Source organism: Kaistella chaponensis, assembly GCF_900156725.1.
Classification (GTDB): Bacteria; Bacteroidota; Bacteroidia; order Flavobacteriales; family Weeksellaceae; genus Kaistella; species Kaistella chaponensis.
In genome coordinates this window covers 36,173-56,379 of sequence record NZ_FTOI01000013.1, presented here as the reverse complement: position 1 = coordinate 56,379, position 20,207 = coordinate 36,173, and the positions used below count along the sequence as shown (strand labels likewise).

13 protein-coding genes are annotated in these 20,207 nt (G+C 37.4%); all 13 read left to right on the top strand.

Translation table 11 applies throughout. The features are described 5' to 3' along the window. Positions 1-8: 8 nt before the first annotated feature. The 13 genes from BW932_RS12160 to BW932_RS12100 all read left to right on the top strand — a co-directional run bounded on the left by BW932_RS12160 (position 9) and on the right by BW932_RS12100 (position 20,201). The gene (locus BW932_RS12160; RefSeq protein WP_076387954.1) at positions 9-2,006 is read left to right on the top strand and encodes a type IV secretion system DNA-binding domain-containing protein; all 1,998 of its coding nucleotides are present in this window, start codon (positions 9-11) and stop codon (positions 2,004-2,006) included. A gap of 35 nt (positions 2,007-2,041) precedes the next feature. Next, entirely contained in the window at positions 2,042-2,848 is an 807-nt protein-coding gene (locus BW932_RS12155) for a M23 family metallopeptidase (protein ID WP_245820738.1), read from the top strand. Next, positions 2,838-3,542, top strand: coding sequence for a hypothetical protein (locus BW932_RS12150; protein WP_076387950.1), 705 nt, complete (start codon positions 2,838-2,840; stop codon positions 3,540-3,542). Before BW932_RS12155 ends, BW932_RS12150 begins: the two co-directional genes overlap by 11 nt. Before the next feature lie 36 nt (positions 3,543-3,578). Then, on the top strand, positions 3,579-5,735 hold the full coding sequence (locus tag BW932_RS12145; protein WP_076387948.1) for a JAB domain-containing protein: 2,157 nt from the start codon (positions 3,579-3,581) through the stop codon (positions 5,733-5,735). A 77-nt stretch (positions 5,736-5,812) separates the two neighbouring features. After that, complete coding sequence (locus BW932_RS12140) at positions 5,813-6,535, top strand: hypothetical protein (protein WP_245820736.1); 723 nt, start codon at positions 5,813-5,815, stop codon at positions 6,533-6,535. Beyond that, positions 6,535-12,168, top strand: a complete 5,634-nt coding sequence (locus BW932_RS12135; RefSeq protein ID WP_076387944.1) for a helicase-related protein — start codon at positions 6,535-6,537, stop codon at positions 12,166-12,168. The genes BW932_RS12140 and BW932_RS12135 overlap by 1 nt, the downstream gene beginning before the upstream one ends. A gap of 780 nt (positions 12,169-12,948) precedes the next feature. Then, positions 12,949-13,173 carry a hypothetical protein gene (locus BW932_RS12130; RefSeq protein ID WP_076387942.1) on the top strand — a complete coding sequence of 75 codons (225 nt, stop codon included), beginning with the start codon at positions 12,949-12,951 and terminating at the stop codon, positions 13,171-13,173. Positions 13,174-13,382: 209 nt separating this feature from the next. Continuing rightward, entirely contained in the window at positions 13,383-13,787 is a 405-nt protein-coding gene (locus BW932_RS12125; protein WP_076387996.1) for a hypothetical protein, read from the top strand. Positions 13,788-13,806: 19 nt separating this feature from the next. Then, the gene (locus BW932_RS12120) at positions 13,807-14,430 is read left to right on the top strand and encodes a DUF3347 domain-containing protein (protein ID WP_076387940.1); all 624 of its coding nucleotides are present in this window, start codon (positions 13,807-13,809) and stop codon (positions 14,428-14,430) included. 14 nt (positions 14,431-14,444) lie between these two features. Then, positions 14,445-15,728 carry an efflux RND transporter permease subunit gene (locus BW932_RS12115; protein WP_076387938.1) on the top strand — a complete coding sequence of 428 codons (1,284 nt, stop codon included), beginning with the start codon at positions 14,445-14,447 and terminating at the stop codon, positions 15,726-15,728. A gap of 2 nt (positions 15,729-15,730) precedes the next feature. After that, on the top strand, positions 15,731-17,689 hold the full coding sequence (locus BW932_RS12110) for an efflux RND transporter permease subunit (protein ID WP_076387936.1): 1,959 nt from the start codon (positions 15,731-15,733) through the stop codon (positions 17,687-17,689). A gap of 17 nt (positions 17,690-17,706) precedes the next feature. Further along, positions 17,707-18,954, top strand: a complete 1,248-nt coding sequence (locus BW932_RS12105; protein WP_076387934.1) for a TolC family protein — start codon at positions 17,707-17,709, stop codon at positions 18,952-18,954. Continuing rightward, positions 18,951-20,201, top strand: a complete 1,251-nt coding sequence (locus tag BW932_RS12100; RefSeq protein WP_245820734.1) for an efflux RND transporter periplasmic adaptor subunit — start codon at positions 18,951-18,953, stop codon at positions 20,199-20,201. Before BW932_RS12105 ends, BW932_RS12100 begins: the two co-directional genes overlap by 4 nt. Positions 20,202-20,207: the final 6 nt, after the last annotated feature.

The window sequence follows — 20,207 nt, the reverse complement described above, 5'->3', positions numbered from 1 at the left end:
AAAGCAAAATGCAAGAACAACAGAATCAAATTAAGATTTACAGTTTTTTCCAAAAGATGGTGTACTTCATCGTTTTACTGGACTGTGCTTCATTATTTTTTATTTCTGCAAAGATTCCATTTGTCACTGATCTCCTCACAAAATTTTCTAAGATGGGTCTATTTTACCCACCTTTGAATGCAAAGATTTGCACAATAATTTTAATAGGACTGGTCGCGATTGGAACAAAAGCCAAGAAGAAAATTGATCTTAATATTGGAAAGCAAATTATTCTGCCAATAATAGTTGGCTTAGCCTTGATGTTTAGTTCTCTGTTCATTATTTCGGAAGCAAGGAACAATGAATTGCCAAAGATAATTCCGCCTTTAAACTTCTATCAAATTATTTATACACTTTTATCCTTTTTAGGAGCATTGGTGGCGCAAGTTGGTGCAGATAATATTTCAAAATTAATGCAGCAGAAAATGGGGAAAGATAGATGGAATGTTGAAGAAGAAAGTTTTGCGCAAAATCAGCAGTTGGTAAAAACGGACACGTCAGTTAATATTCCCTATTTGTTTCGATTCAATAAGAAAACCAATAAAGGATGGATTAATATAAACCCATTTAGAGGAACGATGGTCATTGGAACGCCCGGTTCAGGAAAATCTTTTGGAGTCATTAATCCGGCCATTCGCCAAATGATTGATAAAGGTTTTTGTCTCTGTATTTATGATTTCAAGTTTCCAGATTTAGCCAAGATTGCCTACTATCACTATTTACTAAAGAAAAATAAAGATCCAAATTATAACCACGAATTCCATGTCATCAATTTAAACGAAGTAGAAAAATCTAGGAGGGTAAATCCGTTTAAAAAAGAATACATACAAACCTTAGCAGAAGCCCAGGAGATGGCAGAATCAATGGTTTCCTCTCTGCAAAAAGGGGGTTCGAGTTCGGGTGGCGGATCAGAAGCGTTTTTTACGCAATCAGCCATCAATTTTCTCTCCTCCTGTATCTATTTCTTTGCACGATTTGAAAATGGAAAATATTCAGATTTACCCCACATCCTGTCTTTTATGAACAGGAGTTATAAAGATATTTTTGACACACTTTTTACCAATGAAGAAATATTCTCTTTGCTTTCCCCCTTCAAAACGGCTTATGATAATAAGGCATTTGATCAGTTAGAAGGACAAGTTGGGACGTTAAAAATATTTCTTTCCCGGCTAGCAACTAAAGAAAGTTTTTGGGTTTTTTCGGGTGATGAAGTAGAATTAAAAATTACAGATAAAGACAATCCTTCTATTATTATTTTGGCTTCTGATCCGGGAACGCAAGACATTAATTCTGCACTGTATTCTTCAGTTTTAAACAGAACATTACGGCTAATAAATTCCAAACATAATTTGCCCGGTGGAATTATTGCGGACGAATTTCCAACCATTTACATTCATAAAATTGACAATGTAGTAGCAACAGCCAGAAGTAATAAAATCGCGGTTTTGTTGGGTCTGCAGGAAATTCCGCAGTTGCGTCAGTTTTACAAAAAGGAAGTAGCAGATACGATTTCGGCGATTGTTGGAAATATTATTTCAGGATCTGCCAGAGATAAAAATACGTTAGACTGGATGGAGAAAATGTTTGGAAAGATTAAGCAGAAAAGTTACTCCCAGTCAATCTCTCAGACAGGTACTTCTACAAGCATTAATGAAAAAATGGATTTCATGATTCCTGCCGGTAAAATAGCAGCACTTAAAACCGGAGAAATGGTGGGAATGATTGCTCAAGGCGAAGAAAACAACACCGACGAATATAAAACATCTGCGATTAGTGGCAAGATTAATCTTGATATGGTCGGCATTAAAAAGGAGGAAGGTAATTATGTTGCATTGCCTGATTATTACTCATTCCTTGATAAAAAAGGAAATAACAGAAAGGAAGAAGTACTGATGACCAACTTCCGGAAAATAAATAAGGAAGTAGAGTTAATTGTTAATGAAACTGCTAAGGATAAAAACGGATGACTAGAACAATAAAAATGACAATGCTGGTACTATGCATGTTTTCTATCCAAATGACGAATGCGCAATTCAATACTTTGACGCGCACGTCCATTGACAAGGAGGCTGTTACACCTTTGGACGTAGATAAGCGAAAATTTCAAAATCAGAAGGACGATCAAAGAGAGAAGAAAAGCAGAGGGATAAAGCTATTTAGCTCTCCTTCAAAAGCAGAACTGAAAAGGGAAATTGATTCTATGAAATCGATGCTGATGAAAACTAATTCTTCAAAAATTAAAGAACAGCAATTTAATTTTAAAAGGATCGAAGATTCATTAATACTCATTTTGAAAGCAAGCGCCTCATTGAAAAAAAATTCTAAATCTCTTAAAACATTCAATTATGTAGATGACAGGGAAGTAAGCATTACAACTAAAATTCACATGCCCCTAAAAAATGGAATCGCTGTTACTTCTCCTTTTGGTACCCGAACTCATCCAATCTTTGGAATGCACAAGATGCACAACGGTGCAGATATAAAAGCGTATTACGAAAAGGTGTATGCCGTGATGGACGGCGTAGTAACCGATTCCGGTTGGGATTCTAAAGGAGGCGGGAATTATATTAAAATAAAACATGCTAGTTCCGTTGTCACCTCCTATCTGCACTTATCCGAAATTTACTATAAAGCCGGTGAAATTGTAAAAGCGGGATTTATCATTGCTAAAAGCGGCAATTCTGGACATTCAACCGGCGCACATCTTCATTTTTCTGTAAGTGAAAATGGAGAATATATTAATCCAATTCATTTTTTAAACGATCTCATAAAAGCAAATAATTTAATAGCAACATACCATGCAAACTAACAATTTACCTACAGACGAATTAAAGAAATATGGCATTGTAGAGCCTGACAATTCATTTTCAAAAAAACTATCAGCGGAGGATATTCAAAAATTTCTTCAAGGTTACAGCATTGTAGCCGATAATAAAAAGAACAGAGCAACTTTTCAGCTGGTTGAAAACAACAACCGTTTAAACGTCGTATTTCTGGAACGAGATAAAAACATTTCTGCCATTTTGGCAGAAAGCCAAGAAAGGATAGTGTATTCGGAAATCATGAACCCTTCGAAACGCGACAGCCATTTAAACTTTGAGAAGAAAGCTTTTGTTTATGACAAGGAAACCAAAAATGTGGTTGAGTTTGATTTGGTGAAAAACGCACTGGAACTGACTGCAATCATAGCAGATAAAAATGATGTATCTGAAACGAATAGATATAAAATAGAATTGCAAAAACTTAAAAGCTTTCTGCAGGATAAAATCGATCAATTCCCAGAGATGGCAAAAGTAATAACCAACGATTTGAATATCGTATCAAAGGAAATCAACAGCGTCAACTCACTTACTCAGAATCAAAATAATCTTTCGAAGCAACAACAGTCGGATGTTCAACTTAATGTGAACGATCCTGATTTGTATCAAGATGCGAACCGGATTAGAGATGAAGAACTTGAGCGAGAAGAAAACCAGGAAAAATCTCGAGGTTTCAGAAGATAAAATTGTAAAAAATTCCACCATTATTAATAACTAAATATGAGTGTAACATTAGAAATAGGCAAATACAACGAACAAATTGAATCCGCGGGTTTTCAGAAAATGGAATTTTCCGACATTGATGAAGCGATTGCTAATCTCGAATTTATGAAAATGGGGTTCAACTATTTTCAAACGGGGGAATCACTTGTAGTGAGATTAGATGAAGGACAAAAATCCCATTTGATTGATTACGATGCAATTATTCCGATTAAAGAAATTAGAAAAGAACTCGAAGATAAATACCATCCAAACTTAACGCAAAATGAAAAAGAAATCCGATCGATTACAGCAAATGGCGAAGCGAAAATATCGGCAAACTCAAACTTTAGTTTTGAAGCGGATGCAACGACAAGGTATGCAAAAACATCATCTGGCGAAAAATTACCCTTTAAATTGTTCAATCCCAATGAAACTGGTGCCGGATCCAATTTGCTACGGGAACCGCAAGATTCTTTACGATCCAACGATTTTGCATTAGTAGAAAGACGTTTCGCTGAAAACAAATCACTCCAACTTTTTGGAAATGAAAAAATCGGAAGTATTGATGATGTTGCGTGGTTATTCAAAGCCCTAGAAGATGAAGCCGTAGAGCATGCCTTTTTAGTCTATGATTTTAAAGATAAAGGATATTTTGTTCAGCATATTTCAACTGGAACTTTTGATGCGGCATTTGTTGATAACCGGCTTTTGATCGGGAATGTTCTTGAAGCAAACCCTTCAGCAATCACTTTGGTACATAATCATCCAAGCGGAAATTTGAAAGTTTCAAAAGCAGATGTGGATTGTATTAACAAGTTGAAAAAGGCATTAGAAGATTCAGATATTAGGGTAAATAGTGGGGTCATCATCAATTTAAGAAGCGGAAAGTATGTCGTTTTTGATGAAAATGAAACCGCTCATATTTATATGAAATCTAATCCAGAATCTTTTAAAGAAATACAGCCCTATTCGTTCAGTAAACAGGTTCTGGTGGAAAATTTTCAACCCGTCAAAATTACGAGCTCAGCTGATATTGCAAAATTTATTACTTCGCAAAAATTTGGAATATCCGATAAGACGGAATTGTTGGTGCTCAACAACCAGCTGAATATCGTTGGAAAATTTATAATGCCTCCCGATAAACAGCTCGACTTTATTATTGCCAAGGTTGCACGGTTTGGTGGATCAAAATGTATTTTATATGGTAATAACATCACTCCGGAACAAGTTAACGTCTACAACAAAAAGCTTCACTTTTCGGATATTGAAATTTTAGATGCAATTCGATTCAACAGTGGAAATGGACGGAAATTATATGAATCTTTTGCTGATAGTGGCGAGTTGAAAAGTCCAAAAGAAATGAATAACGAAGTACGTGAAAATTCAAATAGTAGTAATTATAAACAAAATCAAAAATCAAAAATTATGGAAAAGAAGGAATTCGATCAACAAGATTATTTACAAAACCAACTGAAATATCTTGGCTTTGGTGAAGGCGATAAACTTCACAAAGATTTAGAAACTGGTATAAATTCGGCGGATAATCAATTTGAAATTAAAATCCGTTCAGACAAAGCATCAGCTGGCAATGAGGTGGATTTTACTTTAAAATTTAATAAGACAGACAGTGGAGGAGTTTTCCTTAATTCCTACAAGGCTGTTTTGAACACTAATAAGGGAGAAGAAATATCACAAAACTTCCCGGTGAATAGAGAGAATACATTTACAGCGAAGGAAGCAATTAATTTATTAGAGGGACGATCTGTAAAAATTGAATTTACGAATCCAAAAACAGAACAGCTTGAACCTGCTTTTGTGAAACTGAACTTTGCGGAACCTAAAACGGAAAAAGGGAATTATAATTTTCAAAATTTTTACAAAAATTATGGAGTAGATACCGATCAGATTGTAGAGAAATCCAATTTAATTTTCGACAAGCCGGAATATCGAGAAAGCACGATCAAATCTCTGGAAAAAGGAAACGTGGTAAAAGTGAAATTTGAAATGGACGACAACGTTGTTGAAGGGAAAGCAGTGCTCAATCCGCAATATAAGAACTTGAGTATCTACGATCAGGACATGAACCGGATTAATACCAATAAGCCTCTGGAAGGTTTGGAGAACGAGAATAAGCACGATAAAAATCAGGTGAAGGAACAGATTATCAAAAGGTAAGACCATCAATCATTGAATTATAAAAACGGTTGGTTTACTTTAATTAACCGTTTTTTTTCTTTTTTAAAAGCAAAGATATGTTACAAAAAGTTAGGATGTTTAGTAGAAATATATGCAGGTCACGGAGGAAAGTGACATTAATATTAGTGCCACTATTATTACTGGTGACTTACTCTTGTAGAAAAGAAATAAGACCTGAAAAGGGTGGTCTGGATCTTATTTCGAATGTTTATTTGGATGCCTCAAAAGGACTGGATAAGGTGCAGAATTTTCACATTTCAAGAATGAATTATTCAGGTTCTAACCTGATAGAGTTAATACCGGATTTGACTTTTCCTGAAGTGACAGAAAACATTTATTACATCAAAGATTCAATCTGTTATAAAGTTGGACTTGAGAATAGTGGCAGTGCAATTCTTTCAGATCTTTCAAAACATCAAAGGGCGCTTTTAGTTTCTAAAAAGAAAGAAGGCGCACTTTTCTCAGACGAATGGATTCCAAATTATCTTCATCGTAAAAACATTAGTGACACCGTGCTTTTCAATAAAAAATATAGACGATTTGAAGTGAATTCCGCAAAAAGTTTTTCACGCTATTACATCTTTCCAACCGACACTATTTTGCCTTATTCTATTTATAGACACGCAGAAATTGATTACGGCGGAAGGCTTGAACGAATTGATTCCTACAATAAAGACAAAGATATTTTCGTAACACTTCAATTGCTACCCAGAAAGAATTGGGACGATGAAGCCAAAGAAATATTTGAATTTAATGAGTTTGTAAAAAAGAAAAAATAATGCGTGAAGATTCATTCTATTATTCTAATTCTGAAATTGAAACTATTTCAAAAAGTCTGTCCATACTTGACTATTTTCTTCATCTTGAAAAGAGAGGTGAATTGAACTTCGACCGTAAAATCGGAAGAGAATATTATTTTAAAACAGACCATAATAAATTTTCTGTTTCAGACAATGGGTATTATGATTTTAAAACTGGTGAAGGTGGTCAAATTATAAAAGCAGTAATGGAATTCGAAAATGTAGATTGGAGAAATGCCCTAGAATTTGTTAAAAACTTTAATCAAAATTTTATGCTGTACGATAATAGTATTAGAAATGAACAAACAAATTTATTGAAAGATGAGAGTAAGTCAGCGACTATTCATATTACAAATTCACTAATACCCAGTAATGAAAAATTGATATCCTATTTTGAAGGTCGCGGTATATCAAAGCAAATTTTAGTGGATCACACCAAGCAAATTCATTACGAATTTGCAGGTAAAAATTATTTTGGAATCGGAATCGAAAATATATCTGGCGGGTTCGAAATTCGAAATTCATTAATGAAGTCGAAGGTTGGGAAAAATAATATTTCAGAAATAATAGGTGAAAAAAATGAGGTGGTCGTTTTTGAAGGAATGACAGATATGTTATCCTTTGCGCAACTTTTGAAAGTAAATAATCAAAAAAATAACAGAACACTGATCACCCTTAATTCCATTACAAATCTTGACAAATTTTTAAATAAATATTCGGATTACAAAGGTAAAATATTTCTATGTCTGGACGGTGATAAAGCCGGAAACGAAGCGACAGTAAAAATTTTAAACTCGTTCATTAACAATAGTGTCAAAGACATTCGTGCCTTATATAATATTTCAGAAAATGAGCACAATGACCTGAATGAATATTTGCAGCATAAATTAGAACTTCAAAATAAAAATGTTAATTTAGTAGAACCAAATACAGTCGAAAATGAAAACTTTAAAATCCAATCCACTGGAAACAGTAGTGGAGAATTTAGCAAAACTCTCGAATCCGAACAGAAACGAGATATCGCAAGCGGACAAAAATTGGGCAGCGAAAATGCTGGAAATGGATCTCCAGAATCAAAACGGATCAATCTCACTGGAAGAAGAATCGCAAAATCCATTAGAAGTGCACAACAGGAAAATGCTTCAGAAAATGAAAGCGGAGAAATTATCCTGGATGGAAAAATAATAAAAACTTCTGCGGAGTTAATAGAATTAAACAACTTAATAGAAAAATATAAGGGTCAAAAATTGACCAATGAACAAGTCGCAGAAGTAGTTTCTGCGGCTTGTTTTGTTTCTGAAACTGGCAAAATAATAATTAGGGAAAATGTCATCATTACCGATGATCTTAAAGATATTTGTAACCAGTTTAAAAGCGGTGGAACTGCAAAAGAAGGACGCGGAATTCTTGATGAATATTATACAGATAGTAAAATTGTAGATGCAGTTCGCAATCTGATTTCTGATCAATTCAAATATAAAAAGGAAATATCTGTTTTGGAACCTAGTGTTGGAACAGGTAATTTCATCAATGCTTCTGCTGGGTTAGGCATCAAATCAGATGTAAAAGGATTTGAAATAAATCCAACCACTGCGAAAATAGCAAAGATCTTTCATCCTGAAGCAGAAATCAATCTTCGATCTTTTGAAACAGAATTTATTGATGATCATGGAAACAAAAGGAGTTCAAATGATTATAGCAACAAATATGATTTGGTCATTGGAAATCCACCTTATGGAGAACACAGAGGTTTTTATAAAGGGTTAGGTGAAGAAAGTAAAATCTCAAAATATGAGGACTATTTTATTAAACGTGGTCTGGATTCTCTGAAACAGGATGGGATTTTGGCAATGGTTGTTCCTTCCGGCTGGTTGAACCGTCACGAAAAATTGAATAATGCTGAATTGTTAAGTGCTTACCGTTTGCCAAGTGGTGCTTTTGCGGGAACACAAATCGGGACGGATATTATAATTCTTAAAAAGAATAGTCAATCTATCAATCAAAATATTTCTGATTATTTTGATAACAATCCACAAAATATCTTAGGGGAAATTAGAGAAAAAACCAATCGCTTCGGACGTTTGGAATTTTACGTGCATGGCAATTTAGATGATGCAATCGTTTTACTTAGTAATCTTCGAAATAGAAAAGAAACGGTACGAATTGGCAATCTTTTCGAGGATTTAGAAATCAATGAACATGGTTTTGACAAGATCGTTCCGCTAAAGATTACAATTTCTGAAAGTTCACAAAAAGATATTCGGCAGAAATCTAAAATTGAAAATGAAACGCTTAGAAAATCTGTTTTAGAAAAGTTAGAGAAAGTACTGTTAATACTAAATTTCGTCAAGTTTAAATCTCCTTCAATTTTTGCACAAATTGAAAAATTCGCAAAGTCGAAAGGTCAAATATCTGATAAACCGGAGAACTTTTCAAATGCAAAATTGAATGATCTGTCAGAGAAAGTAAATAAGGTTCTTCAGTCGCAAAACAATAAAAATTCTGAATATGAAATTCAGTCACAACCATTAATTAAGAAAGGTGTTTTGAAATACCAATTTGCGAAAGAAGATCGTATTGTTGATGCATCATTGCAAAATAGTTCGGACATTACTGAGGAACAAATAGCAGCATTCAAAGCCACTTCCTATGACGGCACGATTCATAATCACTCCAGACATTTTGCTTACGCCAACTACCAAGACGGAAAATATGTTCACGATTTTTATTATGCAGAAGGAAATATTTATGAGAAGTTAGATCAACTGGAAAAAGATTTTAAAGAAGATTGGGGAATTTTGGGATTGGAAAAGAAATATTATGAAAAGCAGAAAGCACTTTTATTAAATGTACTGCCCAAACTAAAAACATTGGAAGAAATTTCTATCAATCCAAATCACGAATTTGTATACCAATTTAAATTAGGAACTATAGAAAAAGAGCAGTATAATCATGAAAAAAGAGAGACTGAAACGGTAATTGTTAAATATAATCTTGCAGAAAAATTCAAAGATTTTGTCAGCAATCTTCCGAGCGAGGCTTTTGCTGGCTCATCTTCGTGGGAAGTTAGAAGTTTTGTAGATAACGAAACCGTAACAGGAAGCGATAAAGAGCGAAACGCTCTAATTCGGGAAAGAAGAAAAACGGCCGCAAATGATTTGTTTTCAAAATTTATCAGAGAGGAATTGTCTGATGATTTGCGAGATCGATTCGTTAAAGAGTTCAACAAAAATTACAATCATATTCACGTTCCGGATTATTCAAAATTTCCGCTATTTTCTAAAATCTATCAAAACTTTAAGGGAACAGAACTGCGATTAACAGAAGTTCAAAAATCTGGGATAGGAAGGCAAACTACAAAAGGAGTAGGGCTTTTGGCACATGAAGTGGGTTTTGGAAAAACATTATCCGGGATTCTATCTTTACATGAAGCAATGCATAGAGGAAATTCAAAAAAACCATTGATTGTAGTTCCTAATGACAGCATCCTAAAACAATGGGTAGAAACAATTTTTGAAACGATTCCCAGTGCTAAAGTCAATGTTTTAGGAAATCTCGGAAAAGATTATGACTTATCAAAATTTGATAATAAGGAGGGAGAAATTACCATTGTAACTTATGAAGGGTTTAATAATATCGGTTTTTCCAATGAAATTACTGAAAAATTGTCGTCAAGATTCAATTATATTTCTGCCAACGAACTCCAAAGTGTTACCAACACAGAAAGGGATTTACAGATTGAACTCCAGAAAGAAAAAGAAATTGAAGGCAAAATGAAACGCGGCAAAATTTACGATTGGGAGGACTTTGGATTTGACCATTTAACGTATGACGAAGTTCACAATGCCAATCATATTGTAGGAAAAGTAAAAATTGAAGATCGTCGGTTTGCCTCAGATTTTAGACATCAAAATCAACAGACTTCTAAATTAGGAATCAATACTTGGATGGCGGCACAATATATCCAGGATAGACAAAATGGAAGAAATGTAACGCTACTTTCAGCAACACCTTTTACCAACAAACCGTTAGAATACTATTCCATATTATCATTAATTGCAAATAAACGACTCGAAGAATCCGGCTATTTTAACGTGAATAATTTCTTTGAAACTTTTATGGAAGCGGATAATGATATGGAGATTGATGCGAAAGGCGATGTGAAATTTAAGCCCAATGTGCGACGATTTAAAAATAATCAGTTATTTCAACAATTGCTTTCAGAATTCATTGATATCAAAGGAGAAGAAGATAATCTGGAATTAATTCGTCCGACCAAAATTAATAAAGAGTACAAAATTGAGCAGAATGATTTAATGACAGAGCAATATGAATTATTGAATCAAAATTTTAATGAAACGGAAAAAGGAGCAATTTTAAGGCATATTCTCAACGCAAGATTAATTGCTTTTTCTCCTTATCTATCAATTTATTATGAAGGAGAAGATCCAACCTTGAATGAATTTATAGAAAACTCACCAAAATTAAAAGAAACAATGAATCTTATTCGGCAAAATAAAAATGATCTTCCAGATTCTGGACAGATAATTTATTCCGAATTAGCCGTTGCGCAATTTCCAAAGTTGAAAGAATATTTAATAAAAGAATTGAATTACAATCCTGAAGAAGTGGGAATTATCACCGGAAGTACGCCAAAGAAGCAACGAGTAACGATTCAGGATAATTTCAATTCAGGCAAAATAAAAATAATAATCGGAAGTGAAGCCATTCAAGAAGGAATGAACTTGCAGGAAAATACAACAGATGTGTATTTATTAACATTGCCCTACAATTTCACTTCTTTGCGACAAGTTGAAGGTCGAGCGTGGCGACAGGGAAACAAAAATGAAAACGTGCGCATCAATTTTATGCTGACCAATGATAGTATTGATGTTTTCATGTTGCAAAAATTGCAGTCTAAACAAGCGAGATATTTGGAAGCGATGAAAAGGGGTGCAGATGTTTTAGACATCTCGGATATAAGCACTCAAGAATTGAAAACTTCTATCATCACAAATCCCGAAACCAGAGCGAAAATTGAAATAGAGTTGCTGAAAAAAAAATTAGAGAGTGAAAAAAATAAATTTCTTGCAGATAGTGCTTTCGTTTTAAGAAAATATGAAGAATTTACAAAAGTACAGTCCGAAGTTCATAAGGCGGAATATGCTTATCACAGGATTTTAGAATATTCAAAAAATAGCGAAGACGTAAATGCAGATTATTGGGAAACCCAACTGACATCGTACCAAAAAAGTATAGATTTAGCCAAAGTGGAAGTCCATAATACTATTTTAAAATTATCTGAGAAAGGCGTGAATGTTACGGAAATAGAAAAACAATCTCAAGCAACCGCAGAGAATATATCCAAAATAGATGAGAAATTGGAAGAATTGCCCTTTATAGAAACTAATTTAATTGAACAATATAAAGAAGAGAAAAAAGCGCGGCTGAAATTGAATGTCAAAACTGATCATGTGGAGGATAGGGAAGTGGAAAATAGAAAATTATTTAAGCATGCTCTTTCCGCTGCAATAAACGATAAACATAGAGTCGTTGCCATTAAGTATTCTGAATCCAAAACCGAGAATAGGAAATTTGCAGGTAGAAGGTAGATAATTTTTTAATTTGTCAAGTTTACAAAATGTAATATTGACAACCCATCGATTTTTACACTTCAGCAGTGGAATCTCCAACATCTAATTAGTAAGAACAAAAATATTCTAAATATTGGAAAAGCCACTTTGAGAGTTCCGGAGTACGAAGTGGAACTGAAAGAATGCTATACTCGAAAAAAAGCGGAATTAAAACATTCGATGCTGGTTTTAAACAATATCTAATGTAAAATAGTTTACAGAATTTTTGTGGTGATCCATCAACAATCAAACTTTGTCAACCTCCCCAAATTTGCTGCTTAATTTTCGATTTTTGTTTGGTTTTTGTCATAGAATATGTATAGATAATTTTAAAACCATTACAAATTCCAAAATACTTTAAACAATCGCGAATTTAGTCCCTAATTTTGTAACGATAGAGTATTTACAGCGTAAAGTATTATAATAAGTATTGTAATCGATGGAATGTCATACTGTACACACAGAAATCTATCATGATAAATTGTAATAAAAATTGATTTTTATCATAAAACAATAGCCAAATAATGGTCTATCAATAAATTAAAATAACTATATTTGTAACGTATTACTTAAAAATGCATATTAATTCTAAAATACTGTTTTTCTGTTTTATACTGGTTTTATTTCTGGTACCTAATTTTATATTCGGTTGCGCCATAAATAGTCAGGCTGATAAAGTAGAAAAGTCCTCGGTTGCATTAGAGTTCAGGCAGTCATCAGCTGAGCTACAGCCGGAATGTTCCAGTGGAGACTGTGAAGATGAATGTTGTCATCCTAAATCCCATCAATGCTCAACCGGTGACTGTTCCGGAAACTGCAGTGGAAATACTTGCAGTTCTTTTCAATATTCAGTGCTCGCTGATAGCAATAAGTTCCAAAATTCTCAAAACAAGTTTGATTTTACTTCCAAAAGATCGCAATTCTATTATCTTAATCCATTTTATTCCAATGGATTTCACACCATTTGGCAACCGCCAAAAATAGGGTAAATACTCTTCTTACAGCCAAAATTATGCATTGTCGTACAATGTAGTTTGTTTCTTGTCGGCACCCTATTTTTTGCTGTATCCGTAATTGTCATGTACGGGAAATAATATTGTGGTCATACGTCACACTTTAATAAATTGATCTTTAAAGTTCAATTTCCGCCTGACCCTTCAACAAATCCAATCTTAATCTTAAATCTGAATTTCATGAAAAATTTGGCTTTTGGTATAATGGCTGTATTGGCCGTATTCCTTTATTCCTGTAATAGTCCCGAAACCAATAAAAATGCCGCAGTGGTAAATGCGGGTGTTACTAATAACCAGCCAAAAACTGGAGACCTCGTTCCCAACGATGAAGTTTGCATGGTGAATAATGCCTACATGGGCAAAAAACAGCTCGAAGTAAAGCATGACGGCAAAACCTACTACGGTTGCTGCGAAAACTGCAAACTCAGAATCCCGCAGGAAGAAAATGCGCGCATGGCGTATGATCCGATATCTCATCAACTCATCGATAAAGCGACCGCAATTATCGCAATCTCTGATAAAAATGATAATGTCGTGTACTTCGAAAATAAAGCAAACTACGAAGCCTTTTTTAATAATAAATAACCTTTAAACTTATAAAATAATGAAAACACTAATATTCAGCCTTTTAGCAATTGGCACACTTGCACTCTCTTCTTGTAAAGAAAACAAAGAACAGAAAAAATCCACTGAAACATCAATGCAGCATGATATGAGCACAATGTCCGATAGTGCAGCGATGGGCAATATGGCAATGGATGCTAAGGTAACCGTGACCGCCGCCAAAAAAACTACCGCTGACCTTACGGAGCTTTATTCTCATTACACCCACCTTACTTTCGCGTTGTCCGGTGATGATGATAAAGAAGCGGTGAGTGCGGCCAAAGGGATCCTCGCTTCTTTTCCCAAAATAGACAAAAACGGTTTTTCTGCTGAACAGAAAAAAGAATTTGCTGATCTCGAATCAAGCATCAGTGAACACGCCGAGCACATTGCAGATAACGCCGGAAAGATTGATCATCAGCGCGAACATCTGGATTTAATGAGCGCAGATTTTTACGACCTGCTGAAAGAGTTCGGAACTCCAAAACCGGTGTACAAAGTATTCTGCCCGATGTATAATGATAACAAAGGGGCCTTCTGGCTTAGCGATTCACGTGAGGTGAAGAATCCTTATTACGGCAAAGAAATGCTTTCATGTGGCGAGGTTCAGGAAGAAATTAAGTAAAACCGTACAGAACCATGATTCAAAATTTAATCAAACTGTCCCTCCGCAACAGGTATTTCGTTTTGCTGATAGCAATCGGCCTTTTTATCTGGGGTATTTTTGCGGTAAGGGACAATCCCATCGATGCAATTCCGGATCTGAGTGAGAACCAGGTCATCGTTTTTACGGAGTGGATGGGCAGAAGTCCCCAGATTATTGAAGATCAGGTGACTTTCCCGCTGGTCAGCAACCTTCAGGGAATTCCGAAAATTAAGAACATCCGCGCCTCTTCCATGTTTGGGATGAGCTTCGTGTATGTTATTTTCGAAGATAACGTGGACATTTACTGGGCCAGAACCCGGGTAATGGAACGGCTCAACTATGCCCAACGCCTACTCCCGCAAGACGTAACGCCTACACTCGGACCGGATGGTACCGGCGTTGGTCACGTCTTCTGGTACCATTTCGATGCACCTAAAATGGATTTGGGAGACCAGCGCGCACTCCAGGACTGGTATGTGAAATTTGCTCTGCAGACGGTTCCCGGTGTGGCGGAAGTAGCCTCCTTTGGCGGCTTCGAAAAACAGTACCAACTCATTGTAGATCCTGTAAAACTCCAGTACTATAACGTCTCTCTGATGGATGTCATGAACAAAGTGAAAGCCAACAATAATGATGTGGGCGGACGTAAATTTGAAATGGCTGATATGGCCTATATCATTCGCGGTCTGGGTTACATCAAGAACGTAGCCGATATCGAAGAAATTGCTTTGGGAAATTACAACGGTATTCCCGTGCGGGTCAAAGATATTGGCTCTGTACAGATGGGTGGCGATCTGCGTCTGGGTATTTTTGATGCAGACGGTGAAGGCGAAGTTGTGGGCGGTATCGTTGTGGCACGGTATGGCGAAAATGCAGATAAGGTCATCAACGATGTGAAAGAGAAAATGAAGGACGTTGAAAAAGGACTCCCTGAAGGCGTCACCTTCAAGACATCGTACGACCGCAGTACGCTGATTGAAGGGGCAATAGACAATATTAAAACCAAGCTGATTGAAGAAATTATCGTGGTGGCAATCATTGTTATTCTGTTCCTATTCCACTGGCGAAGTGCATTGAGCATCATCATTCAGATTCCAGTCACCATTGCCATCAGTTTTATTCTGCTCAATGCGTTTGGACTTTCCTCCAATATCATGTCCCTTACAGGAATTGCGCTGGCAATTGGGGTGATCGTGGATAACGGAATTATCATGTCTGAAAATGCATATAAAAATCTCTCCGATTGGCAGAACCATCAACAAAATAAAACCCCCTAACAATGAAGACCAACTGGTTTAAAAATATATTCAGAAAAAAAGAGAAGGAGAAAGACAGTTACGTTAAAATTCCCGAAGACATTCGGTTGAAGATTATCGAAAAATCATCCTTACAGGTATCCAGAGGCGTATTTTTTTCTACGGTAATCATCGTGGTTTCTTTTCTCCCGGTATTTATGTTGACCGGTCAGGAAGGTAAACTTTTTCATCCGCTGGCGTACACTAAAACATTCATCCTGATTGTTGATGCAATCCTGGTGCTTACCCTTGCCCCGGTGCTCATCTCCTTTTTCATGAAGGGAAAATTTAAGGACGATAATAAAAACCCAATAAACAGAGGCTTGGAACGGATTTACGAACCGCTGATAAGATGGTGCATGAAATGGAAAAAAACCACGCTGGGAATTAATATTTTGGCACTGCTCATCAGTATTCCAATGATAATGAACCTTGGACGTGAGTTTATGCCGCCTTTGGATGAAGGATCCCTGCTCTTTATGCCGGTTACCCTTCCCGATATTTCAAACTCTGAAGCCAAAAGATTACTGCAGGTACAGGATAAAATCATTAAGGGAATTCCGGAAGTGGATCATGTCCTCGGAAAAGCCGGAAGAGCCAACACGGCGACAGATAATTCACCCATCTCCATGATTGAAACCATTATTTTGTTGAAACCGCAAAGCGAATGGCGCGAGGGCAAAACAAAAGATGATCTCATCAATGAGCTGAATGCCAAACTGCAGATTCCAGGCGTAACCAATGGCTGGACCATGCCGATTTCCAACCGAATCAATATGCTTTCAACCGGGATCAGAACGGATGTGGGCGTAAAAGTATACGGACAGAACCTGGACAGTATTGCCGTCCTTTCAGAAAAGATTAAAAAGGAACTCACAGGAATTGAAGGGATCAAGGACATGTATGTCGAACCGATTACCGGCGGAAAATATGTGGACATTCAAGTGAAACGCGAAGAAGTAGGAAGATACGGGCTAAGTGTGGATGATGTAAATGCCGTCGTGGAAAGTGCGCTCGGCGGAATGAAACTCACCACCACCGTGGAAGGCCGACAGCGCTTTTCGGTAAATGCCAGATACGGCCAGGAGTTCAGAAATAATTTGGAATCTCTGAGAAGATTGCCCATGCAGACGATGGAATTTGGTTCCATTCCGCTAAGTGCAGTGGCTGACATTCGTCTTACAGAAGGACCACCAATGATCAATTCTGAAAATGCAATGTTGCGTGGAACTGTTCTATTCAACGTACGCGACCGGGATTTAGGCAGTACCGTAGAAGAAGCCCAGGCAAAACTCAATAACATGGTGAACAAAATGCCTAAAGGTTATTTCGTGGAATGGAGCGGACAGTACGAAAACCTGATTCGCGGTGAGCAGACTTTAAAAATGATTATGCCCCTCGTACTAATAGTGATTTTCCTTTCGATGTATTTTGCGTTCAATTCCTACCGCGAAGCTTTCTTTAATCTCATCAGTATTCCTTTTGCCTTAATCGGCGGCGTATTCATGATTTCGCTTTGGGGCGTCAATCTCTCTGTAGCAGTAGCAGTCGGCTTTATTGCCCTGTTCGGACTTGCGGTAGAAACCGGAATTGTGATGGTCATTTACCTGAACGATGCCATGATTCAGCTTATTGCCAAAAATGGCAACTCACGGGAGACCATTACCAATGAAGAACTTCGGGAGTACGTCATTAATGGAGCAGCCAAAAGATTAAGACCTAAAATTATGACCGTGTGTGTCACCCTCTTCGGACTTGTACCAATCCTTTGGAGCCACGGCGTGGGAAGTGATATGATGAAACCAATCGTATTACCGATGGTGGGTGGCGTTTTTACTTCCGCAATTCACATCCTGTTGGTAACCCCCATTATCTTTTACATGCAGAAAGAATGGGAACTGAATAAACTGGGAAAAATTGACGTCCTCGACGCTTCCCATTAATCCTTAATTATTACAAAATGATAAAATTCATAATAACAGGAGTACTTACCTTGCTTTTTACCGCCACTTTTGCTCAGCAAATGTCCCTGCCCGCTGTAATGGACAGTATCGCAGCCAACCATCCGGTGGTTAAAATGTATAATGCGGAAGTCCGGTCAATGGACGCTGCGGCCAAAGGCGCAAGAAGCTGGATGCCCCCAACCGTTGGAGCCGGTTTCTTCATGACGCCCTATAATCCAAAACTCTGGCAGCGCGACGGCGATATGCTCGGTATGGGCTCAGTAGCAGTTTCGGTAGAACAGATGTTGCCCAACAGAAAGAAACTCGATGCCAACGAGAATCTGATGAAGGCAATGTCTTCCGTAGAAAAGGAAAAACTCTATGCCGCCCTCAATGAAAACTTTCAGGATGCGAAAAAACTGTATTACAGTTCAATCGTCCTGGATAAAAAGCTGAAGGTCGTAAAGGAAAACGAAAAGATGCTGGATTTCATGATCAGAAACGCCGAGATCCGGTACAAAAACGGGCTTTCCAAAATATCTGCATATTACAAAGCCAAAGCCGCCCTCGGAAGCTCCAAAAACATGCAGCTCATGTACGAGAATGACCTCCGCGTCAACCGGATCCGGTTGAATGCCCTCATGGGAAGAGACCCGCTCGCGCCACTGGAGATTGAACCGGAATACAACCTGAATGATTATTCTCTCGAGACTTTTGGTCAGGATCTATTTTATCAGAACAGAAGTGATCTCCGCGGCATCGACCGGGAAATCAATATTGCCAAACTCAAACAGGATCTGGAAAAGCAGAATCTAAAGCCGGAATTTGGCGTAAAGTTCGAAAACATGTTTGGTTTTGGCGGCCAGCCCATGCAGTTTTCACTCATGCTGATGGCAAAGCTGCCGTTTGTTTCCTGGGCTTCAGGCATGAATAAAGCCAATATTGAAAGTCTCAAACTGAAAGAAGAGGCCTTGCAGGCACAGAAAGAAATGATGGTGAACGAATACAGTGGAATGGCCTACGGAATGCGCAACGAACTGGACCTGAATAAAAATCAGCTCAAACTCTATGAAGACACCATTATTCCGGCCTTAAAAAACAACTACAAATCCATGCAGTTAGGCTACGAGCAGAATACGGAAGAACTCTTCATGTTATATGACGCATGGGAACAGCTGAATATGGCCCAACTGGAATATTTCGAGATCCTTACCAAAGCACTGCAGACGCAAACTGAAATTGACCGCTTAATTGAAAGAAGATGAGAAAAATTATAATATTCACTATGCTTTTATTTGCTTTGACGGCGTGTGACAAAGTTAAGTTCTGGGAAGATAAGCACTCGGCAGAAGCTGCAATGCATACTTATACCTGTCCGATGCACCCGGAAGTGATTTCAGACAAACCCGGCAAATGTCCCAAATGTGGGATGGATTTGGTCCTGAAAGATGCCCCTGAAAAAAAGGAAGAGGGGATTAAACTCGACGATCTGTTGAAACCAACCAATGAATTTGTAGTGTCGGAACAGCCCGTAATAAAAGTAAAAAGAGAAAACATACCCACCACGGTTGATGCTTTAGGGACGGTAGAATACGATACTCGACAGATTGGCAGTATTTCCTCACGCGTTGCGGGCCGTATCGAGAAACTCTATGTGCGGTATAAATACCAGAAAGTGTCGAAAGGGCAGCGTATTTTAGATATATACAGCCCGGAACTTTTAACCGCACAGCAAAACCTGCTCTTCGTTATTAAAAATGACCGCTCAAACAAAACAATGATCGATGCTTCACGCCAGAAACTCCTTCTTTTGGGAATGCCGGCTTCACAGATACAGAAAGTCATCCAGCGAGGGAAACCTGATCTCACAGTTCCGGTTTTCAGCAATTACAGCGGACACATTCAGCAGGCAGGATCGGCCGGAAGCATGGGGTCATCACCACAATCTGCACCCGCAATGGCTTCAAATAACGCGGTCACCGCTGAACTACCCCTAAAAGAGGGAATTTATCTCCAGAAAGGACAGAATATTTTCAGTGTCTACAATCCCAACAGAACCTGGGCCCTGATCAATATTTTCTCTGAAGACATTGCACTGGTCAGCAAAGGACAGTCAGTCATGATCATCCCTGAAGCCAATCCGGATAACCGCTTCAAAGGAATCATCGGTTTTATTGAACCCTTTTTCAGGCAGGGCAGCAAAACCGCAACGGCGCGCGTCTATTTTGATAATTCCACCGCAAAAATTCCTGTCGGAAGTCAGGTTAAAGCGGAGATTATGAGCCACAACAGAATGGCAGATTGGCTGCCGAAATCAGCGGTGGTTTCTTTGGGGATTGATAAAATTGCGTTCAAAAAAGTTGAAGGCGGTTTTATTGCCCACAAGGTTGTTACCGGCGCGGTGGTAGGCGATAAAATTCAGATCGTCAGTGGTTTGCTTCCTGAAGATGGAGTTGCCGAAAATGCACAGTACCTGATGGACAGCGAAAGTTTCATAAAAATTAACAGATAAAAATTG